The sequence below is a fragment of the Segetibacter aerophilus genome (assembly GCF_007991655.1).
Lineage (GTDB): Bacteria > Bacteroidota > Bacteroidia > Chitinophagales > Chitinophagaceae > Segetibacter > Segetibacter aerophilus.
Map to the genome: position 1 here is coordinate 63283 of NZ_BJYT01000002.1, position 25934 is coordinate 89216.

General features: G+C 40.6%; 25 protein-coding genes. 11 read left to right on the plus strand and 14 right to left on the minus strand.

Translation table 11 applies throughout. From position 1 onward, the window contains the following. Positions 1-8: 8 nt before the first annotated feature. The 3 genes from SAE01_RS03670 to SAE01_RS03680 all read right to left on the minus strand — a co-directional run bounded on the left by SAE01_RS03670 (position 9) and on the right by SAE01_RS03680 (position 2522). A complete protein-coding gene (locus tag SAE01_RS03670; protein ID WP_147202308.1) occupies positions 9-836 on the minus strand; it encodes a tellurite resistance TerB family protein in 828 nt (275 codons plus the stop codon). Positions 837-1127: 291 nt separating this feature from the next. Continuing rightward, entirely contained in the window at positions 1128-2057 is a 930-nt protein-coding gene (mdh, locus tag SAE01_RS03675) for a malate dehydrogenase (RefSeq protein ID WP_147202309.1), read from the minus strand. A 183-nt stretch (positions 2058-2240) separates the two neighbouring features. Beyond that, the gene (locus tag SAE01_RS03680) at positions 2241-2522 is read right to left on the minus strand and encodes a DUF427 domain-containing protein (protein WP_147202310.1); all 282 of its coding nucleotides are present in this window, start codon (positions 2520-2522) and stop codon (positions 2241-2243) included. 387 nt (positions 2523-2909) lie between these two features. Between SAE01_RS03680 and hppD the strand changes: the two genes are divergently transcribed. From hppD to SAE01_RS03700, 4 genes are all read left to right on the plus strand, one after another. Next, a complete protein-coding gene (gene hppD, locus SAE01_RS03685; protein ID WP_147202311.1) occupies positions 2910-4043 on the plus strand; it encodes a 4-hydroxyphenylpyruvate dioxygenase in 1134 nt (377 codons plus the stop codon). Positions 4044-4309: 266 nt separating this feature from the next. Then, positions 4310-5467 (plus strand): homogentisate 1,2-dioxygenase, encoded by a 1158-nt coding sequence (locus tag SAE01_RS03690; protein WP_147202312.1) that lies wholly within the window; start codon positions 4310-4312, stop codon positions 5465-5467. A gap of 197 nt (positions 5468-5664) precedes the next feature. After that, the gene (locus SAE01_RS03695; RefSeq protein WP_147202313.1) at positions 5665-6678 is read left to right on the plus strand and encodes a fumarylacetoacetate hydrolase family protein; all 1014 of its coding nucleotides are present in this window, start codon (positions 5665-5667) and stop codon (positions 6676-6678) included. 9 nt (positions 6679-6687) lie between these two features. Further along, positions 6688-7563, plus strand: coding sequence for a flavin reductase family protein (locus tag SAE01_RS03700; RefSeq protein ID WP_147202314.1), 876 nt, complete (start codon positions 6688-6690; stop codon positions 7561-7563). A 302-nt stretch (positions 7564-7865) separates the two neighbouring features. Here SAE01_RS03700 and SAE01_RS03705 read toward each other — a convergent pair whose 3' ends face one another. After that, a complete protein-coding gene (locus SAE01_RS03705; RefSeq protein ID WP_147202315.1) occupies positions 7866-8099 on the minus strand; it encodes a hypothetical protein in 234 nt (77 codons plus the stop codon). Between the two features lie 195 nt (positions 8100-8294). Here SAE01_RS03705 and SAE01_RS03710 point away from each other — a divergent pair, with 195 nt between their 5' ends. Both SAE01_RS03710 and SAE01_RS03715 read left to right on the plus strand, forming a co-directional pair. After that, entirely contained in the window at positions 8295-8984 is a 690-nt protein-coding gene (locus tag SAE01_RS03710; protein ID WP_147202316.1) for a TIGR04283 family arsenosugar biosynthesis glycosyltransferase, read from the plus strand. A gap of 51 nt (positions 8985-9035) precedes the next feature. After that, entirely contained in the window at positions 9036-10088 is a 1053-nt protein-coding gene (locus SAE01_RS03715) for a VOC family protein (protein WP_147202317.1), read from the plus strand. Between the two features lie 114 nt (positions 10089-10202). Here SAE01_RS03715 and SAE01_RS03720 read toward each other — a convergent pair whose 3' ends face one another. Continuing rightward, positions 10203-11351 (minus strand): 1-acyl-sn-glycerol-3-phosphate acyltransferase, encoded by a 1149-nt coding sequence (locus SAE01_RS03720; RefSeq protein ID WP_218029078.1) that lies wholly within the window; start codon positions 11349-11351, stop codon positions 10203-10205. A 609-nt stretch (positions 11352-11960) separates the two neighbouring features. Here SAE01_RS03720 and SAE01_RS03730 point away from each other — a divergent pair. Beyond that, on the plus strand, positions 11961-13697 hold the full coding sequence (locus SAE01_RS03730) for a family 43 glycosylhydrolase (protein WP_147202320.1): 1737 nt from the start codon (positions 11961-11963) through the stop codon (positions 13695-13697). Positions 13698-14163: 466 nt separating this feature from the next. On the opposite strand, the gene SAE01_RS03735 is transcribed toward SAE01_RS03730, so the two are convergent. From SAE01_RS03735 to SAE01_RS03775, 9 genes are all read right to left on the minus strand, one after another. After that, the gene (locus SAE01_RS03735; RefSeq protein ID WP_147202321.1) at positions 14164-15006 is read right to left on the minus strand and encodes a DUF2911 domain-containing protein; all 843 of its coding nucleotides are present in this window, start codon (positions 15004-15006) and stop codon (positions 14164-14166) included. Positions 15007-15053: 47 nt separating this feature from the next. Further along, the gene (locus tag SAE01_RS03740) at positions 15054-16274 is read right to left on the minus strand and encodes a carboxypeptidase-like regulatory domain-containing protein (protein ID WP_147202322.1); all 1221 of its coding nucleotides are present in this window, start codon (positions 16272-16274) and stop codon (positions 15054-15056) included. Continuing rightward, positions 16267-16836 (minus strand): RNA polymerase sigma factor, encoded by a 570-nt coding sequence (locus SAE01_RS03745; RefSeq protein WP_147202323.1) that lies wholly within the window; start codon positions 16834-16836, stop codon positions 16267-16269. The genes SAE01_RS03740 and SAE01_RS03745 overlap by 8 nt, the downstream gene beginning before the upstream one ends. A 145-nt stretch (positions 16837-16981) precedes the next feature. After that, positions 16982-17899 carry a site-specific tyrosine recombinase XerD gene (gene xerD / locus SAE01_RS03750; protein ID WP_147202714.1) on the minus strand — a complete coding sequence of 306 codons (918 nt, stop codon included), beginning with the start codon at positions 17897-17899 and terminating at the stop codon, positions 16982-16984. A gap of 256 nt (positions 17900-18155) precedes the next feature. Beyond that, a complete protein-coding gene (locus SAE01_RS03755) occupies positions 18156-18722 on the minus strand; it encodes an NADPH-dependent FMN reductase (RefSeq protein WP_147202324.1) in 567 nt (188 codons plus the stop codon). 23 nt (positions 18723-18745) lie between these two features. Further along, complete coding sequence (locus SAE01_RS03760) at positions 18746-19459, minus strand: pirin family protein (RefSeq protein WP_147202325.1); 714 nt, start codon at positions 19457-19459, stop codon at positions 18746-18748. 70 nt (positions 19460-19529) lie between these two features. Continuing rightward, positions 19530-20150: an alpha/beta hydrolase gene (locus tag SAE01_RS03765; RefSeq protein WP_147202326.1), complete on the minus strand. Its 621-nt coding sequence runs from the start codon at positions 20148-20150 to the stop codon at positions 19530-19532. 142 nt (positions 20151-20292) lie between these two features. Beyond that, on the minus strand, positions 20293-21228 hold the full coding sequence (locus SAE01_RS03770) for a ring-cleaving dioxygenase (protein ID WP_147202327.1): 936 nt from the start codon (positions 21226-21228) through the stop codon (positions 20293-20295). A gap of 188 nt (positions 21229-21416) precedes the next feature. Further along, positions 21417-21998 (minus strand): Crp/Fnr family transcriptional regulator, encoded by a 582-nt coding sequence (locus tag SAE01_RS03775; protein ID WP_147202328.1) that lies wholly within the window; start codon positions 21996-21998, stop codon positions 21417-21419. Between the two features lie 227 nt (positions 21999-22225). On the opposite strand from SAE01_RS03775, the gene SAE01_RS03780 reads away from it, so the two are divergent. The 4 genes from SAE01_RS03780 (at position 22226) to SAE01_RS03795 (ending at position 25873) form a co-directional block, all read left to right on the plus strand. Then, positions 22226-22624: a response regulator gene (locus SAE01_RS03780; RefSeq protein WP_147202329.1), complete on the plus strand. Its 399-nt coding sequence runs from the start codon at positions 22226-22228 to the stop codon at positions 22622-22624. A 17-nt stretch (positions 22625-22641) separates the two neighbouring features. After that, complete coding sequence (locus SAE01_RS03785; RefSeq protein ID WP_147202330.1) at positions 22642-24189, plus strand: sensor histidine kinase; 1548 nt, start codon at positions 22642-22644, stop codon at positions 24187-24189. Positions 24190-24357: 168 nt separating this feature from the next. Beyond that, positions 24358-25236, plus strand: coding sequence for a helix-turn-helix domain-containing protein (locus SAE01_RS03790; RefSeq protein ID WP_147202331.1), 879 nt, complete (start codon positions 24358-24360; stop codon positions 25234-25236). A 64-nt stretch (positions 25237-25300) separates the two neighbouring features. Continuing rightward, complete coding sequence (locus SAE01_RS03795; RefSeq protein ID WP_147202332.1) at positions 25301-25873, plus strand: DapH/DapD/GlmU-related protein; 573 nt, start codon at positions 25301-25303, stop codon at positions 25871-25873. Positions 25874-25934: the final 61 nt, after the last annotated feature.

Below are 25934 nucleotides of genomic sequence, written 5' to 3' on the forward strand. Positions count from 1 at the left end.
TTTTGTTTTTAGAATCCTCCCCCAAAAATCCTTGAAAGCAGGCCGCCGGATCTACGGTATCCGCCACCGCCGCCATTTAGCATTGAGAAGATAGAACCTAAACCTCCCCCAAGTAATCCTCCTCCGCCACCAAACATTCCTCCTCCGCCACCGAACATGCCGCCGCCACTATTTCCAAACATGCCACCTCCGCCGCCAAACATACCACCCCCACGGTTTCTGTTCAGTCCGCCGGTAACCATTCTCGCCAATAGCATCGGGGCCGCGACGCCAATAAGTCCTTTTAGTAATCCGCCGCCCTTAATGCCGGCGCTTTGTAATTTATCTTTCAATCCAAGTGATGATAAGAAATCCGTTTTCTCGGGCTCTAGGGCGCCAGCAAGTGTGTTGATGTTTTGAGAACCTGGTTGAGTGGCTGTATTAGCTGTTGAAGTATTAATAGCTTTATCAGTAAAATGATCTAAGAGTGAAAACTGTTCCTTATTCACCCCTAAATAATCAGCCATCTTTTGAATGTTCTGTTTCTCATCGTCTGTGTATTCGCCATCTGCCTTTGCAAAGGCGATTAAATCGGTGACAAGAGAAAACTTCAGCTCGCTTGTTTTTAAAACATCCAAACAACGTTTTGCGTCTTCATCTGATATTTCCTGTGCGGCGCTTATAACCGCTTCTTTTTGTTCTTGTGAAAGATTTGCAGCATCGGCAAGCTGGCTTAAGTAATCAATTTCTTCTTCCGTTGCCTGCCGGTCAGCAGTTGCAATAGATGCAATGGCACCGAGATAGGCTCCCTTCTCTGTATCACTTGAGCCTTGTAGTATTGTTTGTGAAGTTTCCATTTTTAAAGATTTGACTGATAGATTTAAAATTTTCGTGCCAATCGACAAAAACGGTTGTTTTTTTAACGGCTTGGGTGGATGGAGTTGGAAGAAATTTTCAAGTTGATTTGCCGCAGCTGTTTATGGTTGCTGTAAGCCTCTAAGGGCTGAATAAAGGACGTCAGTAAAAGTGTGCGACGCAAGAAAAGATTCTTAAGGTTTAGCAGCCCGGCTAATAGAAAAATAAAAAGCCCCAACAGGAAAATCCGTTGAGGCTTGAATATGAAAAAGTTTTCTGTTTTTAATTTGGTGCTACAAAGTCTTTAAAACATCGTTCATGTTTCTGACTGCGTCTGCACTCTTACTAAAAGTAGTCTGTTCCTGTTCATTTAGTTTATAATCGATGATCTTCTCCCATCCATTTCTACCGATAATAACCGGTACGCCCAAGCAAATATCGCTTTGCCCATATTCGCCATTTACGCTGACCGAACAAGAGAACAAACGTTTCTCGTCGCGAACGATGCTTTCAACCAAAGCAGCAACCGCAGCACCGGGAGCATACCATGCACTAGTACCTAAAAGCTTGGTTAACGTAGCGCCACCAACCATCGTGTCTGCTACTATCTTCTGTTGTTGTTCCTGGCTTAAAAATTCTGTCACCGGTACGCTGTTCCAGGTAGCATAACGAATTAACGGGATCATAGTAGTGTCGCCATGACCACCTACAACAATCGCGTTAAGGTCGTTTGGACTGCAACCCAAAGCCTGGCTTAAATAACATTTAAAACGAGCACTATCAAGAATGCCACCCATACCAATAATGCGCTCTTTAGGTACGCCGCTGCTGGTAAGAGTGAGGTATGTCATCGTATCCATTGGGTTGGAAACAACGATGATAATTGCGTTGGGAGAATATTTTAAAAGATTTTCTGTTACACCTTTTACGATAGAAGCATTGGTGCCGATGAGTTCTTCGCGAGTCATGCCTGGCTTACGCGGCAAACCAGAAGTGATTACCACAACGTCGCTATCAGCAGTTTTAGAATAGTCGTTTGTGGAACCGGTAATGCGAGTGTCAAAACCAAATAATGCTGCGGTCTGCATCATATCGAGTGCTTTGCCTTCTGCAATTCCCTCTTTAATGTCGAGCAAGACTAGCTCAGATGCAAGTTCTTTACGGGCAATATTATCGGCACTGGTAGCACCTACGGCACCTGCACCTACTACAGTAATTTTCATCGTAACAATCAATTTTTGGTAAGAAATAATTTGAGGTGTAAAGGTAGGGTAGAAGGCAAAAGCTTTTATATTGTTATTTGAGATTTAAAATGAGCCAGGTTAAGGGACGATAGTGAATTTAAAAACAGGAGATACGTGTTTTGAGAAAGTAATAAAAAGCTCCTAAAATGATTAAAAGCTCAGTTACTTCTTTATCTCTACTCCTTTCCAAAAAGCGACATAATCTTTTATTTGATTTGCTGCCTGCTTTGGACTGGGGTAGAACCACGCTGCGTCTTTGTTTTTAGTTCCATTTACTTCCAGGGAATAATAAGACGCCTCGCCTTTCCACGCACAGGTAGTATGTGTACTTGAGTTCTTAAAGAATTTTCTATTCAGTGAATCTGGAGGGAAGTAATGGTTGTTTTCAACAACGATTGTGTTATCGCTTTCAGCTAAGATTTCGTTTTTCCAAATTGCCTGCATAGAATGAGTTTGTAACGGTTTATAAAAATTGTTTGTTAAGTGAACTTGACTCATTACGTTCTTAACGTCCTATTGTTTACCCGAATGGGGGATAAAGGTCTAAAAACATCCAAAGCTAAAAACGTCTGTATAGATTGTTAAGGGCAATTAGGAAGTACTGCTCTAAATCGTTGCTAGTAAAGGAATAATTTTTGAGGTAATTAAGAAGAACTATTTTTATAAAAGATGCGCCCGGACTATCCACATAAACTCTTCTTTACCAGGCATAATTACTATGTCTGCCTAATGCAGGCGCTTGCAATTGACACGGCATTGTGAGTTTCTTATTCAATTGATGTAGCATTCGTTCCGTGTGCTACAATTATTTAACTAAAAAAACGAATTGCCATGTCAACCATTTCTTTAGAAAAAAGAGTTATTGAAAATAATGCTGATTTTCTCCCTTTGCAGGGAACGGATTATGTAGAATTTTACGTGGGAAACGCTAAGCAGGCCGCTCATTATTACATGAGCGCTTTTGGTTTCCAGGCCATTGCTTACGCCGGCCCCGAGACAGGGATAAAGGATAGGGCTAGTTATGTAGTACGTCAAAACAAACTCACTTTTGTGCTCACTACACCTATTCGCTCAGGTAATCCAATAGCCGATCATGTTTATAAACATGGTGATGGTGTAAAGCATTTAGCTCTCATGGTCGACAATGCAACTGATGCGTGGGATCAGACAACTTTTCGGGGTGCTGAAAGCTATGTGGAGCCGCATCGACTGCAAGATGAAAACGGTGAAGTTGTTATGAGCGGAGTAAAAATTTACGGAGATACAGCTCATTTGTTTATCGAAAGAAAAAATTATAACGGCGTCTTTATGCCAGGTTATCGTGCCTGGAGTCTTCCTCATTTTCAACCCACTGATACAGGCTTGCTGTACGTAGATCATTGCGTTGGGAATGTCGGTCGGAACCGGATGAACCAGTGGGTTAAGTTTTACGAAGAAGTGATGGGATTCAAGAATATTCTCACTTTTGATGATGAAGATATTTCTACCGAATATTCCGCGCTCATGAGTAAGGTAATGAGTAATGGAAACGGTTTTGTAAAGTTTCCGATAAACGAGCCGGCAGAAGGAAAGAGGAAATCGCAGGTGGAGGAATACCTTGAATTTTATGATGGCGAAGGTGTACAACACGTAGCAATGGCTACACACGACATCGTAAAAACAGTACGAGACTTAATGAGTCGCGGAGTTGAATTTTTAAAAGTTCCAAATACTTACTATGATGATTTGCTCGATCGTGTTGGACACATAGATGAAGACCTTGAACCTCTAAAAGAATTAGGTATTTTAGTTGACAGGGATAATGAAGGTTACCTGCTTCAGTTGTTTTCCAAACCTGTTCAAGACAGACCGACGCTTTTCTTTGAAATCATACAAAGAAAGGGAGCAAAGAGCTTTGGAAAAGGTAACTTTAAAGCCCTCTTCGAAGCAATTGAAAGAGAGCAGGAAGCGAGAGGGAATTTGTAAGTTGTAGCTGAAAGCCGTTTGCAGAACGAAATAATAAAATAGAATGAATACTGTAACCTTGGACAAGAAGAAATATGTAATTGCCGCCGCCGTATTTGGAAGAATCTGGGTTATAGGTGCATCAATTATAAGAAAAAGTATATGGTAGCTTTTTTAAGTTTAGAAAATGAAATAATCATATGTGATTTTGTTGTTGCAAAGCTCCTTCGCTGATGTTTTTGCTATGGTTTAGAACTACATCCTTTTCACCTTCAACACCGTTTGCCATGCCATACTATTATTCCCTGGGACAGAAACCGCAAAAACGCCACACCCAGTTCCGAAAACCTGATGGTTCATTATACTCAGAAGAACTATTTTCTACAGAAGGTTTTTCAAACGATTATTCTCTTTTATATCATGTTTATCCGCCCACTCAAATTATAAGAACAGAAAACCCTGTCGATGTAGCACCAAGGATTGCAGAAGAAAAAATGCTGAAGCATCGAAGTTTTGAAGGCTTTAATATTAAACCGGCCGCTGACTTTTTAGAAAGTCGTATTCCTGTTTTAGTTAACAATGATGTTCATATTGTTTTAGCGTCTCCGCAAAAAAGCCTGCTAGATTATTATTACAAAAATGCTGATGCAGATGAGTTGATTTTCGTGCATGAAGGAACCGGCACGTTAAAGACCATGTATGGTGATCTCCCGTTTTCTTATGGCGATTACCTCATCATTCCTCGCGGCACTATTTACCAGGTGGATTTCAATACAGCACACAATCGACTGTTCATAGTTGAGTCTTTCAGCCCTATACGTTTCCCTCGAAAGTACCTGAGTAAGTACGGTCAGTTATTGGAGCATTCTCCTTATTTTGAGAGAGACCTCCGCCCGCCGCAGAATTTGCAAACACATACTGAAAAAGGAGATTTTTTGGTACGAACAAAGAAGAAAGGCGTACTGTACAATATTCATTATGCAGGTCATCCTTTCGATGTAATTGGTTGGGATGGCTGTTGCTATCCCTATGCGTTTTCCATTCACGACTTTGAACCAATAACCGGCCGGGTACATCAGCCGCCGCCCGTTCATCAAACGTTCGAGGCGAATAATTTTGTCGTCTGTTCTTTTGTTCCGCGACTATTCGATTATCACCCCCTGTCAATTCCTGCTCCCTATAATCATAGTAATATTGACAGTGACGAGGTTTTGTACTACGTCGACGGCGATTTTATGAGCCGCAAAAATGTAACCCGAGGAATGATCACCCTTCATCCTGCAGGCATTCCACACGGCCCTCATCCCGGAACTGTTGAAAAGAGTATTGGAGCAAAAGAGACCAAAGAGTTGGCAGTTATGGTCGACACTTTTCACCCCCTTATGCTTACACAACAAGCGATAGAAATTGAGAAGCCGGGTTATACAGAAAGCTGGATAGAATAATTCGGGATCTGGTTAAAAGAGATCTTTTTTTACCTGGCAATTGTGCTACTATTTCACATTCGTTGCGTCGCACTCTTGTACTTTTCATTTTTAGTCAACAAGGTGGAACAGTATTCGTATCTGTAACAAAACAACCAGGTGCTACTTACTTTTCATGTTTGAAGCACTGTTTTTCTAAAACCCAAAAAAGCCATCACATGAAACTAGTTTCTTACTTCAAATCGGGTCACGACCAGTTGGCATTGTTGCATGACGAGTACTTGTACGATACAAACAGCTTATCGCCTGATTTGCCAGCTAACATGGCTGACTTTTTAAAGAACTGGGATAAAAATTATCAAACGGCTTTACAGGCTGTAACGGCATTGCGAGAAGGTTCGCCTTATTCCGGAAATATTATTCCGTATAACAGCGTTCAGTTGTTAGCTCCTGTTCCGCTTCCAACTTCGCTAAGAGATGCGTATGCTTTTCGACAACATGTCGCTGCCGCACGCAGAAACCGTAAGGTTGATATGATTCCTGAATTCGATCAATATCCAATCTTTTATTTTTCCAACCATCGTAGCGTTGAAGGGCCCGGAGACGTAATGTGTATGCCTGATCATTTAGAGAAACTTGACTTTGAGCTGGAGGCTGCAATCGTCATCAACAAAAAAGGAAAAAACATAAAAGCAGAAGACGCTGATCAATATATAGCCGGGCTAATGATCATGAATGACCTAAGTGCCCGGCGGTTGCAAATGGAAGAAATGCTACTCAATTTAGGACCGGCAAAAGGAAAAGATTTTGCCACTACCACAGGCCCATGGCTTGTGACGCTTAACGAACTGAAAGAATTTGAAGCGCCTGCAAAACCAAACCACATTGGCAAAAACTGGAACCTAAAAATGACTTGCAAAGTCAACGGCAAACAAGTTAGTGAAGGTAACCTCGCCGACATGGATTGGACTTTTGCCGAAATTATCGAACGTGCTTCTTATGGTGTTGACCTTTATCCCGGCGATATCATTGGCAGTGGCACAGTCGGTACGGGTTGTTTCCTCGAACTAAACGGAACGGGCAAATTGAAAGACAGCAGTTACCAGGAACAGTGGCTAAGTAACGGCGATAAGGTAGAGATGGAGATAGCCCACTTAGGAATATTGCAAAACACCATTATCGCTGAAGAAACTGACTGGAGTATTCTTAAAAGAAAACATGTAAGTAGTTAAACGTTGCTGATGAAATTTGATTTAAAGGATTTAACTACGGTAGAAAAGCAGTATTATTTGCAGCATGTTGTTGCTCCGCGACCCATTTGTTTTGCCTCAACCATCGATAAAGAAGGGAATGTCAATCTTAGTCCTTTCAGCTTTTTTAATATGTTTTCTTCCAATCCGCCAATTGTTATTTTTTCTCCTTCGCGGCGGGTAAGAGACAACACAACTAAGCACACTTTACAAAATGTAATGGAAGTGCCTGAGGTAGTAATTAATATCGTTTCTTACAATATGGTACAACAAACTTCCTTAGCAAGTTGTGAGTTTGCTAAAGGGGTGGATGAGTTTACAAAAGTAGGTTTTACAAAAGAGCAGGCGACTATGGTAGCACCGCCCATGGTTAAAGAAAGCAAAGCAAAACTTGAATGCAAAGTGCTTGAAATAAAATCTTTAGGCACAGAAAGTGGCGCAGGAAATTTGGTTATTTGTGAAGTGGTCTACTTGCATATAGAGGATAGTTTACTGACAGCAGAAAAAAAGTTTGATCAAACAAGATTTGAACTGGTAGCACGATTAGGGGGTGATTGGTATTGTAAAGTTTCAAAAGAAAATTTGTTCATAGTACCTAAACCGAATGCACTTATAGGAATTGGAATAGATGCCCTTCCCGAAAGTATTCGCACCAGTAAAATTCTTACCGGTAATCATTTGGGAATGCTTGCAAACGTGCAACGAGTTCCTTCGCCAGATTTGGCTTTTTCAAATAAACACCTTGAAAACCTCGATACTAAATCGGATGAAGATCAGCCGAACTATGAAGTAAAAAAGCATCAATATGCCGCACGACTATTGGATGAAAATAAGGTTGATGAGGCTTGGCAGGTTTTGATAAGTTAGTTCTGGCGTTCAGTAACTTTGGCCATTAGTCAACTATTCTTGATTTATGTAAGATTGCTTCTATTAGTATACGGTTAGTTTCTACGGAGTATGCAATTAGCCAAACATTGTAATAAATGCACTGTAGATGTAGTTTGTTTAGAGCAGCGTTGTTACATAGTCTAATCCCAGTGTTATTTGACAATTTCTTTTCTAAAAATGCTTCATACTTTTTGAGCCACCTTAGTCCTGCCCCAGTGGTATTAGTAGTCTCGGTGAAATTGACGAGTTGTATCAATGTTTCAAATGCATCAGATGTATAATTAATCTGCATTGAAACTTTCCCTGATTTGTTGATGCGCGTTTTGTAAGGAGATCATTCCGCTTTTCCTACTCTTTTCTATTAGGAGATTTACCTGATCGTTAGTGAGAGGTTTTCCGGGAAGATGAGGCGCATCACTCTCGTCGACTACCGAAAGCTTTAAATTATTTTGTTTTGCAAACTCCAGCAACTTATCTACGTCGCCCCGATGATTATTTTCTAATTGTAAAAGCATAAATAAAGATAGGAAATCTCAAAACACCTTATCTTGATCTTGACGTTTTTGATTTAAGTAGGGAGTGCAGTGCAGCTGAAGTTTGGCGCGAATGAAACGACTGCCGATATAAAAGATACCGTACAAGGGAGTGACACAACCGGAGCATCATGAAAGAACGAATGCAGGCTACACAAAAATCCTTTAAAATTGCTTATGATTAGCATCGTCATTCCTACCTATAACGAGGCTGATAATATTGCCCGGCTTGTTTCTTACCTGGCAGGAAACTGCAACAAAAATGCTTGTGAGATCATTGTGTCCGATGGTGGAAGTACTGATGATACGTTAAGCATTGCGCAATCTGCGGGAGCAAAAGCTGTGTTATCTGTAAATAAAGGCCGGGCCGCACAAATGAATTTTGGAGCGTTTATCGCGCAAGGAGATATTTTATATTTTATTCATGCCGATACTTTTCCCCCGGTAACTTTTGCAAAAGATATTGAGCAAGCCGTATCTGATGGTTATGCTTTTGGACGCTATCGAACCGCTTTTGCCAGCAAAAAAGCCGTTCTAAAAATCAATGCCTTTTTTACCCGCTTTGATTGGTTCGTTTGTTATGGTGGAGACCAAACCTTGTTTATGACTAAATCGGCTTTTAATGCTGTAAAAGGCTTTAATGAACAAATGCTCATAATGGAGGATTACGACATTGTCACGAGGGCAAAAGAGATGGGCAGGTACAAAATCTTGGCAAAAAATGCACTTGTTTCAGCCCGGAAATATGATACCAATAGTTGGCTGAAAGTACAGTGGGCTAACAGAACAATTGTGAAGATGTATAAAGACGGTCGTTCGCAGCAAGAAATGGTCAGTAAATACAAGGAATTGCTGGTGTATAGATAAGAAGAAATCTTATGGACTTTCACCCTCGTACATAATTTCATATCCAGGCGTATGAAAAATTTGATTACAGGTATTCAACAGGTTGGCATTGGAGTTACAAATGCCGACGAAGCGAAGTATTTGTATAAAGATTTGTTCGGCATGAACGTCCTGATCTTTGATGATTATGCGGAAGCGTCTCTTATGACCAAGTATACTGGGAGCCAGGTACATAAACGCCATGCAATACTTTCCATGAATTTGTTTGGCGGCGGCGGGTTCGAAATATGGCAGTTTACTTCAAGAACGCCTCGGCAGCAAAGTGAGCATCGGTTCGGCGATCTTGGAATATTTGCAACAAGAATAAAATCTAAAAATGTTGCGGCTGCGCATGAACATTTTAAAAACATTGCTTCAGTAACTATTTCTGATTTGTTTGCCAGTCCTGATGATCGGCTGCATTTTTGGCTTAAAGACCCTTACGGAAATCACTTTAATATTGTTGAAGGTGACGAATGGTTTAAGTCTGGAAAGAGTATTTGTGGTGGAGTAGTGGGTGCAGTAATCGGCGTGTCAGATATGAAGAAAGCTCTCCGTTTTTATCAAGGTGTATTAGGCATTGATGAAGTCATTTATAGTGGCACCGCTCCGGCAATTGACCTCCCATTTATACAACAGCAGGGCCAGCAGTTTAAGCGCGTTTTATTGAAAAAGCAACTGGCCAATAAGGGGGCGTTTAGTAAACTTCTGGGAAGCGTGCAAATTGAATTGGTCGAGGCGTTGAACTTTACTCCAAAGAAAATTTACGAGGATCGGTTTTGGGGCGACTGTGGTTTTATCCATCTTTGTTTCGACGTATTACATATGGACCTGCTTAAAGAAAGATCGCTCGCACTTGGATATAATTTTAGCGTTGACAGCGCCAATTCTTTTTCGATGGGTTCTTCGGCCGGAAGATTTTGTTATGCAGAAGACCCTGACGGAACATTGATAGAGCTGGTCGAAACACACAAAGTTCCTATACTTAAAAAGCTAAACCTGAGCCTGAATTTAAAAGCGCGAAAAAGTGAAGCCCCGTTACCTGACTGGATGATAGGGATGCTTGCTTTGAACAAGGTTAAATAGTCGGCGTTTTTATTTTTGTATTATCCTTTTGAACAAGCCACGCCACTTCTTTCAACATTGTTGTGTCACTCACTTATACTTTTGGTTATTAAATCAGCAATGTCCAAAGCTTATTTAATTTTCAAAAACTAAGCTTTGTATCTCTTTTCTTTCGGTTGTGGACAAGTTGTAAAAGTTGATCGTGCGTTCTAAAGCATCTAGCCATATCAAAACGATCAGGGCTAAAGTTGGCAGTAAAATAAGGGCTAGGGGGAAGGTGATACTACCAAAGAAAACCGCCACCACCAGGGAAATAATAACAGTATAGAGAGGGTAGATAAGAATTGAGGCTCCAAACAGCGCTGAATGATAAAAGACTGTTCCTCGAGTCTTCTTCTTTATAAATCTCACAAGAGGAATGTACAAAGGCAAGTGGAGCAATAATCCCACTGACGCCGGTATAAAAAGTACAAGAAGAATCGAAACTGACTTTATAAAATCGACACTGGTGAACGCAACTTGCTTGGTGCCTCTCAACTTATTGATTGATAGTTTTGACCTTTTTTGAAGAAAGATTTGTTTTTCCTTTAAAGCTGCTATCAGCTGTGTTTTACTTTTTTTAAACAAGAAAAAGTTTGATAATAAAAAAGTGATCACTCCTTGATCATTTTCTTCCAGTACCAGCCCCTTTTTTAACCTTGAATAAATCAATTTATTTAATTCAATAATTTGCTCTCCTTCGGATTTTTCTGATAGAATTTCACTGCGTTCTATTGCTCGTCCAAAACGAATAATCACATTTTTTCTAAAACGGCAAAAAGAACTATAATTTAATGAAACCGGCAGCACACGAAAGTCGTCGCCCATTTTTATTTCCTTCCAGGCATTTAAAGCAATGCGGGCAGTTCCCTTTTTTAATGGCCTGAGCTTCCACTGGTTTAAACAGAGCCCTTCAGAAAAGATCAATACTATTCCACCTTCCTTCAAGATTTCTGTGCACCTTTCAAAAGTGGTGTCGTTTAGCGCCAGGTATTCTTTTCCTTCGCTTAAACGATAGATAGGGATCACCTTTAGCGCACCTAATAATCTTTTTGCAAACGGATTTTTAAATGCATCGCCACGTGCTAAAAAATGAATTGGTTGTTTAAAATGAGAACCAATTACAAGTGCATCTAAAAAAGAGTTTGGGTGATTGCATGCAATCAACAAAGGGCCTTCTTTGTTTAGTGAAAGCCTATTTTCGAAGACAATTTTTCTGAAGAAAATCAATAGTCCCCATCTCACTAAATATTTTACCAAGCTGTAAAGCACTGAAAACAATTGATTTGTAAAATGAAAGTACTGAAATTGTTGGGTTAGTATAAAGGGAACAAATAATAGGGCCGCCAATTCTTATTGCAATGCAATTGTTACTCGAGGCAACCCTTGTCTTTAAATTACGACTGTATAATCGGCACGGTTTTGTAGTATCGCTTATTGTTGTGGCTGTACGAAAATTGTAGTATGATCAATTTAAGAGAGCTGATACCGTTAAGTCAAATTGTATTGGTTTGTATTTTCTCGCTAATCTTTCTCCTAAAATTTATTCTGTTCTTCAAATATGAGAAGGAATGGAACTCTATTACTTTCTTCCATTTTACAAAAATTCAATTGAAAATGACGGTAAGTAAAGAGTTGAGGAAACGAAGAAAGTATCAAAACACTCTGACCAAACTTATGTTGATTTTGATGCTGTTTATAGGAATTACCTCTGCTTTTTATCTGCTCATCAGGGACTAACCTTTTTCTCCTTTTTTACTTTTTACCCATTAAATGCTCAAAGTAAATCTTCTCAGATTTATCTTACCGTAGCCATTATTTTTACAGGTATTCTTGCCACTCAACAATTGCCCCATGAATAAAACGAAGGTTATTTTTTTAATCGCCTGTACAATTTGCTTCGGTTTTCTTTTAAAGCTTAGCGCGCAGGAGACTCAGATGAGCACGTATTGTAATCCCGTTAATCTCGATTACACTTACATGATTTACAATGCTGATAAAAATATTTCTTATCGTTCGGGCGCTGATCCTGCAGTGGTGAAGTTTAGAGGAGAGTATTATATGTTTGTCACCCGTTCGTTAGGTTATTGGCATTCTACTGACCTGCTTAGATGGACGTTTATCACTCCTGAAAAATGGTATTTCCAGGGATCGAACGCTCCCGCCGCTCACAACTACAAAGACTCAGTTTTATATGTTGCCGGTGATCCTTCTGGTTCTATGAGTGTGTTATATACTGACAATCCTAAAAAAGGAGATTGGAAAGCTGTACCCTCAATTTTAAATGATTTACAGGATCCTGATTTATTTATTGATGATGATGGGAAGGCTTATATGTTCTGGGGCTCATCAAACGTGTTTCCGATAAGGGCGAAAGTATTGGATAAGAACCATCGCTTTAGTGCATCTGATTCTACCTATCAATTGTTTAGTCTTGACATGAAAAAGCACGGGTGGGAGCGGTTCGGAGAAAACCATTCTGATACTGTCCTTGGGGGCTATATGGAAGGGGCGTGGCTGACGAAGCACAACAATAAGTATTACATGCAATATGGCGCTCCCGGTACTGAGTTTAATGTATATGCTGACGGAGTTTACATGAGTGACTCGGTTCTTGGCCCTTATCGGTATGCACCTAATAATCCTGTTTTTTATAAGCCCGGAGGTTTTTCAAACGGGGCAGGTCATGGAAGTACAGTTGTTGGTTCATCAAATACCTATTGGCATTTTGCCTCTGCTGCTGTAAATATAAACGTGGGATGGGAGAGACGGATCTGCATGTACCCGGCCTGGTTTGATAAGGATGGTTTGATGTATTCTAATACTTCGTTTGGCGACTATCCGCACCATGCGCCTACCGTTGCCGGTAAGATGGGTCAATTTACCGGCTGGATGCTGCTGTCTTATAACAAGCCGGTAAAAGCTTCGTCTTCAATGGAGAAATTTCCTGCTACGGTTACTACCGACGAAAATGTAAAAACCTTTTGGGTAGCGGAAAAAAATGACGACCAACAATGGCTGGAGATCGACCTCGAAAAACCGGGGAAGGTGTATGCAGTACAGGTGAACTATCACGATTATAAATCCGACTTGTACGGCCGCGTTCCAAACTTGTACCATCGCTATACAATTGAAGGTTCTTTAGATGGAAAAAACTGGAGCAATTTAGTTGACCGCAGCAATAGTTTTAAGGATGTTCCAAATGATTATGTGGAGTTGGGAACACCACAGATAGTACGCTACGTTCGATACAAAAATATTAATGTCCCTATGACTAATCTGTCCATCTCTGATTTACGGATTTTCGGAATCGGGCAGGGAAAGGTGCCAACTGTTGTAAAGAACTTTTCAGTGAAACGACATACTGATAGAAGAGATGCAATGATTACCTGGGAACCTCAACCAGGGGCACAAGGATATAATATTTTGTGGGGTATTGCTCCTGATAAAATTTACAGCTCGTGGATGGTATACGGAAAGAATTCTTTGAACTTGAAAGCCCTTACAACTGATCAGCAATATTACTTTTCTATCGAAGCATTCAATGAGAATGGAGTTTCGCAAAGAGCGAAGGTTTTGGAGGTTAAATAGATGCCTTTGCATTTGACCGTTTAAAATTTCTAACTTTTTTGCTCAAGCCGCAAGGCTTCGTTATTGCAACAGGACTCCACCCGCTTGTTTCAAAAACTGCTACGCATGTTTTTGAATGCTTTCGCTTCGCTCAGCACCCAACCGGCCGATGTCCCTTATGCAATAACTGTTGTCTGTTTGCCGAATTTCGCATCGGGGTCTCTACCTTTTTTTATTTCTGCAAATTTTCAAAATTGCCTTAAAAAGTTATAAACCTCTTACCGAGAGGCATCCTTCTCCCCGAGGAGAAGGAACGAGGATGAGGCCTCCACTGCAAAGTGAAGTTTTACAAAACCACACAAACTCCCGTTCCCCAAACCTCCCTCCGTACAAGTGTGCGACGCAACAATGCTGCCCATACTACTTTCGCTGGCTCCATAAAAAAAGCCCCTGCAAATGCAGAGGCTTCAAAGTATTAAAATAGCTACTATAGATTTTTCAACAGCTCATTTCCAAAAATGACATAATCATCATTTTTTCCTTCCCTGGCTAGTTCGACAGTTTTTTGAGCGCTCAATTTTGCAGCAGCTTTGTTGCCCATGTCTTTTTCAATTCTGGCTTTTGTCAGGTACATATAATAAGCTTTAGGATTTTCAGCTATTGCTTTATTAATGTTTTCCAACGCTTTCGGATAGTTTTTCTCGTACTCATAATAATAACCAGCAGCTTGTTGATATGGCTTCTTGTCACCTTTTAAAGCGGCTTCTAACTGGGTACGAATACGATCTTTAATGTTTGTGGTAATCGGAACTATTACAGCTGTATTACCCCATATCATTTGCAACTCGCAACTCTCATTTTTTACTTCACTAAAAAGCATAGTAAAAGTTTCAAGGGTTTCGCCGATGGTAGCAGCTGGTGCTTTTAAGCGTACCACATCATCATTTTCCTTAAAGCCATCCTGGCCCGGATAAGCAGTTCCTTTGCTAAACACAACATCCCATTGGCCCGCAGCTGGAATAGTATAAATAACATAACGGCCACTGTCTAAAGTCTTACCGCCGATGGTAACCTTGTCGGTAAAACGAATTCTTGTTGCTGCATTTGCACCGGTTCTCCAGGGTTTACCATAAGGAGCGAGCTCGGTTTTTTCACCAAACAACTGGCGACCTTTAATACCCGGACGGCTGTAGGTAAGTTCAATTCTACCCATGCCAAAGTCCTGGATAATTGTCTGGGTAGTGCTGGCGGCAGGCATCGAAACCTGCCCTTTTACATTGGCTGTAAACAATGAAACAGCAGTTAAGCCGATAAGAAAAAATTTATTCATAATGGTAATTTTTGCAAACGTAAGGTAACTAGAAGTAAGAATTTAGTTTAGAACGCAATTATAACTTTTACTTTTTTATCGTTCTTTTTATTATTCCAACGAGGTCCGTTGCGTAAAATTTGGGCGGCTTTTTCAGAGATCGCTTTGTCAGTTCCAGGTGATGCTTTGATATTAACTGGTTGTCCTTTCGTGTCGATTGAAAATTCTAAAACAATGTCTTCATCAAAGCCCTCATGCTGTTCCGTTGCTTTCAGGCTGTCAATCTGCTGGTTCAGGTATTGTTTAAAATTTTTCCAGCCACCTATCGGTTCTGCCGCAACAGATGTATCCACTTGCACAGAGGCGACTACATTTTTTTTCTTCTTCAACTGGTCACTTACCACCATCTCAGATAATGATAATTCCTCGTCCCGCAAAGCAATCTTATTGTCTGGCTTGTTACTCCTTAATTTGGCAATTTTAGGTGCGTAGCCGGGGGAAATAACATTGACATCTAAAACACTGTCAGAAGCTTTTAGGCTAAAATTCCCATTACCGTCTGACACTGTAGCTGCATTGCCGTTATTGCTTTTGATGGCAGCAAAAGGCAAGGGTTCACCTGCTTTATCTACGACCGTTCCCTTGAATTCGTTTTGAGCAAGCCCACGTTGGAGTTTCATCATTTCAGGCGCAGCAGCATTTTGATTGGCAGTTGGTGCCAATGATGCTATGGCCTGGTTTGTTTCTTCAGCTTTACCGGCATCAATTTTTGTTTCTCGGCGATCTAATAATTCTTCTCCGTCAGAATGAATAATTGGAGAGCCATTTTTCTTATTCGCTAAAAGCTCCTTTTTATTCAAAGGCGCTGCGCTTGCCAGAGAATGATCAGCAGGGCGGAGACTATCTTTTTCAAAAGGAAGAGTGGATGGTGTAGAAGCCGCTACCTGTTCCTCGTTTTCTGAAACGCTACTATTATTTACGACCGAATAGGTAATTGCTCCGGCTGAAATAATTACTAAAATAATAGCAGCGATTTTCCACCATTCGGTAGTGCTCGATGGTAGCGGAACCACTTTGGCTTCTTCGTGGCTAGCTGTTAACCGCTGCTCTATTTCAGCCAGGTGTTCCCGAGCAAGTGTAGGATCACTGGCCGAAAATCCTTCCAACGCGTCAGCAAGGAAGGGGTCGTTCATAAGGGCTTTTTCAAATTCATGCATTTCCTGCCGCGACATTTTTTGTTGCAGGTATCGTTGAATTTCAGCGTGATTATATGACGGGGTATCAGCCATTGTCTTCCATACAAATTTTCAGGTTTCTTCTTCCGTTTTGCACCAGGCTTCTCACCTTGTTCCAATCAAACCCGGTGATGGCCGTAATCTCGTTATAGCATTTGTTCTCGAGGTAGAACAAGCGCACGGTCCGTCTTTGTTCTTCATTCAGTTTCTCCATACAACCGCCGAGCTTGTCTAACTGTCGTTCTTTTTCAAATACGTTTTCAAGATGCGAAAAGTCTTTAGATTGCATAATTTCAGAGTCAAAATCAACAGTAGCCGCCTTTTTATTCTTCCTGATCTGCATCAGGCAATGATTTTTTGTCACTGCATACAGCCAGCTTTTAAAATTGTCAATCGCGTGGACCTTTACTTTTTCAACAAGTTCCTGGTAGATATTCATCACCGCATCTTTAGCAGCATCCTGGTCGCCCAAATATTTTACGGACGTAGCGTAAACGAGGTCGTAATAGCGGAGAAATAACTGTGCAAAAATATCTTGCTGCTGGTTCTGCTGGTATAGCTCCAGCAACTCCGCGTCAGAAAGGGGAGAAGTACGTATGCTCTTTAATATTCCCATGTACAATTGCGGTCGAATGTAAGAAAAAACAAAGAGAGAAGCCAGATTAGGTAGCCGGCCTGATACCTTCTTTCAACATTCGTTGCGTCGCACTCTTGTACTAGAAATCTTCGCTCAGCTTTTACCTGCATTGGCAATTTTCTTTTTAACCTGATTTTGTTCGTGGATTAAAAGCAGGGTGAAATTGTTGCAAAGTACTCCTGAGAAAATCGCGATCGAGATGTGTGTAAATCTCAGTTGTAGTAATGCTTTCATGACCCAGCATTTCCTGCACCGCTCGTAGGTCAGCACCACCTTCAACGAGGTGAGTTGCGAAAGAATGCCTGAACGTGTGGGGTGAGATAACTTTTGTAATACCTGCTTTTTTGACCAGGTCTTTAATGATGTAAAATATCATGATCCTTGACAATTGACCGCCTCGCTTGTTCACAAATAAAATGTCTTCACTACCTTTTTTTATCGGTACATGAACCCGAATGTTGTCTTTGTAGAGCTTTATGTATTTGATAGCGTCAGTGCCAATCGGAACAAGCCTTTCTTTATTTCCTTTACCAATAACGCGTACGAAACCAACATCTAAATAGAGACAGCTAATCTGGAGGTTTACAATTTCGCTTACACGTAATCCACAGCTATACATTGTTTCGAGAATAGCCTTGTTGCGGCCGCCCTCCGGCTTACTTTGATCGATTTGACCAATTATCTTTTCAATTTCATCAAAGCTTAAAATATCAGGTAAACTTCTTTTCAGTTTAGGAGCTTCCAACAACGCTGTCGGGTCGGTAGTTACCACGTCTTCAATTAAGCAATATTTGTAGAAGCCTTTTATGCCTGAGATTGTTCTCGCTTGCGTGGAAGCAGTCATTCCCAATTCGCCTACCCACTTTAAAAATTTCTGCAACAATTTCAGGTCGACCTCGGCAGGAGAAATCTTTTCATCGGTTGCTATCAAAAAAGAAGTGAGCTTGTCGATGTCTCTCAAATAAGCTTCCACTGAATTATCACTCAACGATTTTTCGAGTTGTAAGTAAGCTTTAAAACCTTTTTTGTACGAATCCCACATCTTGACGCTACCCCAGTTATGTTGAGAACGCAAAGTAAGGTTTAAATGAATTTTAAAGTCTTTCGCTGAAACGCTAAATGCTAAAGAGGGCGGAGCGAAGGTTATAAACGACGACAGGGAAATAGATGAAAAATAAAAAGGAACAATCACCATAAGTCGATTGTTCCTTTAAAAAGAAACGTCTTTTATTTTCTGGTGAAACCATTTTTCATCTGTAAAACATTCAAAGTAGCCGCATAGGTAATTTGAATCGCAGCTACGCCGTCCTCATGGCTTTTAAAGCCTCACTCCAACGCTCCAGTTCCTTAAGCATGACTTCTGCAGATTTTGTTACTGTCTCATTGGGTACAAAAATTCCGTTGTTATCAATATGGTTTGCAAAAAACGGAATATTCACCTGGTCAACCACGGGCATCATGTGAACTGCTGTAAGAACCTGCTTCAGCATTTGCGTCGAACGAAGACCGCCTGAAACGCCGCCATAGCTTACAAAAGCAACGGGCTTATTCATCCATTCGTTGTATAGGTAATCAATAGCGTTTTTTATAGGGGCAGGGAACCCGAAATTATATTCTGCTAATACGATAATAAATGCATCTGCAGTACGAATTGTCTCGCTCCACTTTTTTGTATGCTCATGCTGGTACTTTTGAAGACGCGGATGATAAGGCTCATCCATGAAGGGTAAATTGATTTCAGCCAGGTCAAGTAATTCAATAGCGTACTTGTTATTCTGCTTAGCCAAGCCAGTGATCCAATTTGCGACAGAAATTCCTTTTCTTCCTTCCCTTGTGGTTGATGTAATTATCTTAATGTTGTTCATGGTTACTTCGATTGAGTTGGTTCTTACTTTTGATTGACGGGAGTTTCTATAACAAGAAAGTGGGCGCCGGCGTCACAGTGAATAGGCACTGTGCCTGTTTCCCAAACACCAATCGCATCCCGTTCATTGATGTCTGTACCATCTACGTTTATTTTTCCTTCAATAGAAAAAATGAACAAGCATTTGTTGGCCGGATTTAAGTTGTAAACCACTTCCTGTGCGGTATCAAAATGTCCAAGAGAGAACTTTGCATTTTGATTTATCCAGCAATGTTCCAGGCCTTCTTCGTTCGATAGGATCGTCTTAAGCTGGTTCATCCTTTTTTCTTTTGGAAAGCTCCGTACCTGGTATCTCGGGGCGATGTTTTGCAGCTTGGGCAAAATCCATATCTGCAAAAAATTTACATCCTCTTCACCAATGTTGTATTCTTCGTGTCGTAGTCCCGTGCCTGCGCTCATAATTTGCACACCACCTTCTTCAATTGTAGTACTGTAGCCTAACGAGTCGATGTGGTTCATCTTCCCCTTAAGCAACACAGAAATGATTTCCATATTTACGTGAGGGTGAATACCGAAACCTTTGCCCGGTTCAACATAATCGTCGTTAAAAGCGAACAGGGTTCCAAATGCGCTTTTTACAGGATTGTAATAGTCGCTGAAGCTGAAATAAAAATTGCTCTTTAACCAGCCAATGTCTTTAATGCCTCTTTCGTCTTTCCTAAATACTTGTGATTTCATACGTGCGGTTTTATAAACTATTTTGGATACACCCTGATTAGAGTTGATTTTTCTTATTTGCTTTTAGCGGCTACGCTTTAAAAACGAGCTTGTTTGAACGCTCAATTTCGTCTTCATTGATGGTATGGCCCATATTGTTGTACACCTTTTCTGTCACAGCTGCATTCATGTTCCTCAAAGTGATAGTTGTAGCATTCACCCTTGCAACAGGAACGTGGGGGTCAGGATTACTGGTGCCGATAAAAATGGGAGTGCCTTCGAAATCTCCTTTGTAATTTTCGCTATAAATCTTGTCGCCGATCAATCCACCGGTAAAGGCAGCTACACCTCCATATCTTTTTGCATTTCGGGCAACGAATTCTAGCGCTAAGCAAGCACCCTGTGAAAAGCCGCAGAAATAAATATTTTCTAAAGGAACACCTTTGGCCAGTACATCATCAACTAATTCTTCAATAAGTTTTAATGCTGATGAAAGCCATGGTTCATTTTGAGATGGGGGCACTAAAAAGGAATAAGGATACCAGGTATTGTTAGTTGCTTCGGGAGCAAGCAATGAAAATTCTTTCACATGTAGGTGTGTCGCGAACCCTAAGATATCTTCAGCACTTCCACCTCTGCCATGTAGCATGACAAGCACTTTGCTTGTTGCCGTTACCGGCTTGCCTGCTGCGACTATATTTTTTTGATGCATGATTATTTGTAATTATTCAATTTTATAAATGCTGCCAGGATGATGAATAGAAGATCTACAAGTTGAAGTGAGTGACACAACAATGTCGAAGGAAGTTCCAATCGTTTAGTTCATTTCACAACATCCAATCACTCATGACTTGCTATTGTAGCACGGGTAACACTTTTTCTATTTGTTTTCTATCGTTCTCATACTGTTTAGGAAGTTTTAAAGATGTTCCCAGTTCACTCAGCGGTTCGTCCCTGGTGAAACCAGGGTTGTCTGTAGCTAATTCAAATAACACACCACCTGGTTCCCTGAAGTACAATGAGAAGAAATAATCCCGGTCTATTTTGGGAGTGATGTGAAGACCTTTACTTGCTATCTTCTCCCTGAACTCCATTAAGATGTTGTCGTCTTTTACCCGAAAAGCCACATGATGATTAGTGCCGGCCGCACTTCTGCCCTGAGCCAGATTTGGTGCTTCTATAATGTCGACTATAGATGCGTTTTCTATTGCATCGGTCACAAACCTGTAGCGGTTGCCTTCTTGCTTAAGCAATTTGTAACCAAAGACGTCGGTAAGGACGGCGGCAGTAGGAGTTACATTTCGTAGCGTTAAGGTAATGCTATGAAAACCTTTTGTAGCTACATCTGCCTTTACATCACTCGTTTCCCAGGCCTTTCTATTATCGGCATTAGGTGAAACAACCAGATCAACTTGTAAACCGTCAGGGTCCTGGAATGGAAGAAACTGTTCGTCAAACCTTTGCTCTACAGTTCCTTGTTTTACATTGAACTTTTTAAAGCGATCAGCCCAAAAATCGAGGCTCCCAGCTGGAACTGAGTAGCCTATGTTTGTTGCCATGCCACTACCTGCATGACCTTGGCCTATACCTTCCCATGGGAAGAATGTTAAGATACTTCCGGGAGTGCCTTGCTCGTCACCAAAGTAAAAATGATAGGTACCAGGATCATCAAAATTTACTGTCTTTTTTACCAGCCTGAGCCCTAATACTTTTGTGTAGAAATTGTAATTACGCTGAGCGCTGCCAGCTATTGCTGTTATGTGGTGAAGACCTAATATTCTGTTTTCCATAAATCTTAATTAAGCTTGTTTATTAATTAAACCTCTACATCCATTTTATCTTTTACCGCTAGCTGATAATTACAGCTGCTGTAAACGGGGTATCGATGTATTGGTTCTATTTGATAAAGCAAAGCTACTACGGTGGGGATGGCTTATACATTGAGCTAGCGCAATAAATTAATGTGACATAGATCACCTTATTTACGCGCCGCTACTTGTTTGCGTATACGACTGAGTGTTTCTCTTGAGACTCCAACGTACGACGCAATCATATGTTGAGGTACACGCTGTACGCATTCAGGGTAAGTGGCAAGAAATCGATTGTACTTTTCTTCTGCACTTTCAGCCAATGACTGCATCAGTCTTTTTTGTGTTGCCACAAGGTGGTTCTGAATAATAATTCTGAAGTAGTGTTCGAGTTGGGGGATTTCTTTCATTGCCTGCTCCCACGAAGGTTTTGTTATAAGTAGCAGCTCAACGTCCTCTAGCGCGTCGATGTTTAAAAAGGAGGGTTCGTTCGTCAGGTAGCTCGACAAGTCTGCCATCCACCAACCTTCTGAAGCAAATTGCAAAATGTGTTCGTTGCCCTTTTCATCAACAGTATATGAACGCAAGAGTCCCTTGTCAACAAACGCCTGGTACTTGCAAACATCACCCTCCTGCAACAAATATTGCCGCTTCCTCAGTTTCTTTAGAACAAAGAAAGTTTTTAGGTGATCAAACTGATTTTCATCAATTTTTGAAAAGGCCCTTATTTTGTTATAAAGTAGGTCGAACATTCGAAAGCATTGGTATGTGAAGTTAGGGTAAGACTCAAAAAACTGGCTTGCTGCAAGAGCACGCCGTATACAATCTTCGCACTTTTAAACATCATCGCCGATTTCCATTTCTGTTTACCGCCAATCGTCCACGTGATACATTAATACTTACGGCGATAAGATTTTAATGAATAGTTTCGTAGAAGGTTGTTTATACTTGCAGCAATTTTCAAAGAACTTTCTTAAACATGAGCGAAGTAAAAAGATGTTTAATTATCGATGATGATCCGGACGACCAGGAGATATTTATGATGTGCGTGAAAAACCTGGACAACAGCATCGACTGTAAAACCTCCGGCGATGGCGTAGAGGCAATCGCACTACTTGGCTCCGACGGGGAAGTTGCGCCAGATTACATTTTTATTGATGTCAATATGCCAAGAATGAATGGCATTGAGTGTTTAACGGAAATTAGAAAAATTGAAAAATTAAACGACACAAGAATATTCATGTATTCAACTACAGCAGAAGAAAAGAGGGTGAATGAAAGCAAAAAACTTGGAGCAGAAGATTTCATTGTCAAGCCAATAAGAATGTCGGAACTGAAGGAAAAGCTTCGTCATATTTTTCAATCTTCAGTAGAATAATTCGTAACAATAATAATATGGGTGTGGGAGAAAACCGGTTGGAACTAAGGAGCATTGCAACCCAGGGCAACCTTTATCGAAGGATGATCGAGGAAATTCAGGATTATGCCATTATTGTTTTGGATAAAAATGGTTTTATCCAAAACTGGAACAAAGGAGCTGAAAAAATTAAACAATACTCGGAACAGGAAATCATCGGAAAGCATTTTAGTATTTTTTATTTACCGGAGGATTTTAAAGACAATTTGCCTCAAAGGTTATTGAAGCGAGCTGAAGATACTGGGGTGGCAAGCCAGGAAGGTTGGAGAAAACGAAAAGACGGATCTAGGTTTTGGGGAAGTATCACCATTACCGCAATACATGACGAGAACAAGAATGTTATTGGCTTTTGTAAGGTTACAAGGGACTTAACGGATAGAAAAGAGGCGGAAGACAACCTGCGAATAAGCGAGGAGCGGTACCATCAAATGATTGCTGAAGTACAGGATTATGCTATCATATTATTGAGTGTTGATGGGGTTATTGAAAATTGGAACGCGGGCGCTGAAAAGATAAAAGGGTACTCAAGCGAAGAAATTATTGGCCGCAGCTTTCAAATTTTTTATACAAGTGAGGATCGGGAAAAAGGATTGCCCTGGCATCTCTTATCGACGGCAAAAGAAGCTGGCCGGGCAGTGCACGAAGGTTGGCGCGTAAGGAAGAACGGGTCTAAATTCTGGGGTAGTATCACCATCACTGCTTTGCATAACAAGAGCGGCACAGTGATAGGATTTTCGAAAGTAACACGTGATCTTACTCAACAAAAAATTGCAGAAGAAAAACTAGCTGAATATACTGCTGAACTTGAAATACAAAATAGTGAACTGGAGCAATTTGCCTATGTTGCCTCTCACGATTTACAAGAGCCTCTTCGCAAAATCCAGACCTTCTCGGACTTGATAAAAGAGAATTTTGACGACAGGGAATTTGCAGAGAAGTATCTTAATAAATTAGACTTATCAGCGAAGCGGATGTCGGAACTGGTTCGTTCGTTATTAAACTATAGCCGTCTCTCGAAAGACAAACCGGATGTTACTGAAGTGGATCTAAATGCGGTGCTCCGGGAAGTAAAGCTGGATTTCGAGCTTTTAATTGAGGAAAAAAGGGCTACAATCGCCAATGAACCTTTACCTAAAGTACAGGGTAATCATATGCAGTTGGGACAGTTGTTTTCTAACCTTATCAGTAATTCGCTTAAGTTCTCAAAAGAAGCCCCTTGCATTACTATAGATTCTAAAATCGTTGAAAGGAGTCAGATTACGAATGCTCCAAAAAATCTTACTAACGGTGTATACTGTTTGATCCAGTTTAAAGACAACGGCATCGGCTTTGAAAAACAGTACCGCGACAAAATATTTTCTCTCTTTCAAAGGCTGCATGGCAAACAGCATTATGCAGGAACAGGTATTGGTCTCGCTCTTTGCAAAAAAATTGTAGAAAACCATAACGGATTTATAAGTGCTGAAGGCGAGTTAGGTAAAGGGGCGGTATTCTATGTCTATTTACCCGTTGTAGATTTAAGGTGAAGCTGTGCTAAGGCAAAACAAACGGAAGCCGGCGAATTTTTCTTGCTACATACCCATTCTCTCCATTAATTCCTTAAAACCAATCACTTGTTCGTTTTTACACAGTTAATTACAGTATTGTATAAGTTTTAGCACATCTGCTTGTTTTGATTTTTTTAACTTAGCTAAATGCAAAACAAAAATGTGCGCTCTCTGTCCACGTTTAATAATGAGCTAAAGTTGAAAGGCTTCAATGTTTTTCAAATCGAAAGTGATGGTGGAGCTATTCGGCTATACAGCAGGAAGGACTTTTACAAAATTTGCCTGACTACAGGAAAAAGTAAAATCCACTATTCCGATAAAAGTTTTGAGCAGGAAGGCAGTATTTTGTTTTTTGGCAATCCGAACATTCCTTATTCCTGGGAGACAATCTCCACTACTTATGTAGGTTATACAGTTCTTTTTTCAGAAGACTTTTTCAAAGCATCCGACCGTTCAGAAAGCTTGCAGAATTCTCCCTTGTTTAAGATAGGTGGTACACCGGTTTTAAAAATTGACGAACAGCAGAGGGAGTTTCTAAACACCATCTTCCGAAAGATGATTGAGGAACAAAAGAGTGATTACACCTACAAAGACGACCTTATACGTAACTACATCAACCTAATTATTCATGAAGCGTTGAAACTGCAGCCTTCAGAACATTACGACCAACACAAAAATGCGGCAACACGTCTCACTTCTGTTTTCCTTGAACTTTTAGAAAGGCAATTTCCTGTTGAGAGCGCAGATCATCCGTTGCGATTAAAAACAGCACAAGATTATGCAAAGCATCTCAACGTGCATGTAAACTATCTCAACCGGGCAGTGAAGGAAGTAACCGGTAAGTCAACAACAACGCATATAACCGAACGGATTGTGAGCGAAGCCAAAGCTCTGCTACAGCATACGGCCTGGAATATTGCAGACATTGCTTATGCTCTTGGCTTTGAATACACTACCTACTTTAATAATTTTTTCAAAAGGCTTACAGGGACTAATCCAAAGACGTTAAGGTTACAGGAAGTTTGAAATTCTTAAGTATTGGTTTGATTATCGTTACCGGTTCGGCTAAAGGGTAGGGTAGCTTTGCGGGATGTTATTAAATCAGTACAAAAAAGGTATTTTTGAACGGCTCCAGAATGGCGAACCTATCTCAGCTAAAGACCCGGAAGCCTTCCAGCTACGGGATGCTTCTTTTGCCACCAAGAAGTTATTGGTTCAGCTAAATAATTCTTCTAATGCTGTAGAAATTCGCGACTTACTAAGTCAAATTACAGGTTCAGAAATTGACGAAAGCGTTGCCGTTTTCACACCGCTTTATATCAACTACGGGAAGAATACGAAAATTGGCAAGAACGTCTTTATCAACTTTGATTGTGTTTTCCTTGACCTTGGTGGAATTACCATCGAAGACGATGTATTGATTGCTCCTAACGTTAAGTTGTTATCGGAAGGACATCCAATTAATCCCAATGACAGACAATCACTTGTTCCCGGACACATTCACGTTAAGAAAAATGCATGGATCGGTGCAGGCGTAACCATACTGCCCGGAGTTACTATTGGTGAAAATGCAGTGGTGGCTGCAGGTGCTGTAGTATCTAAGGATGTTGATGCAAATAGTGTTGTTGGTGGCGTTCCAGCCAGGCACATCAAAAACATTTGAATCAGTAAAAGAGCATTATGAAACCAGTAATGACATTCTTAGCTTGTTTAATCTGCATCCA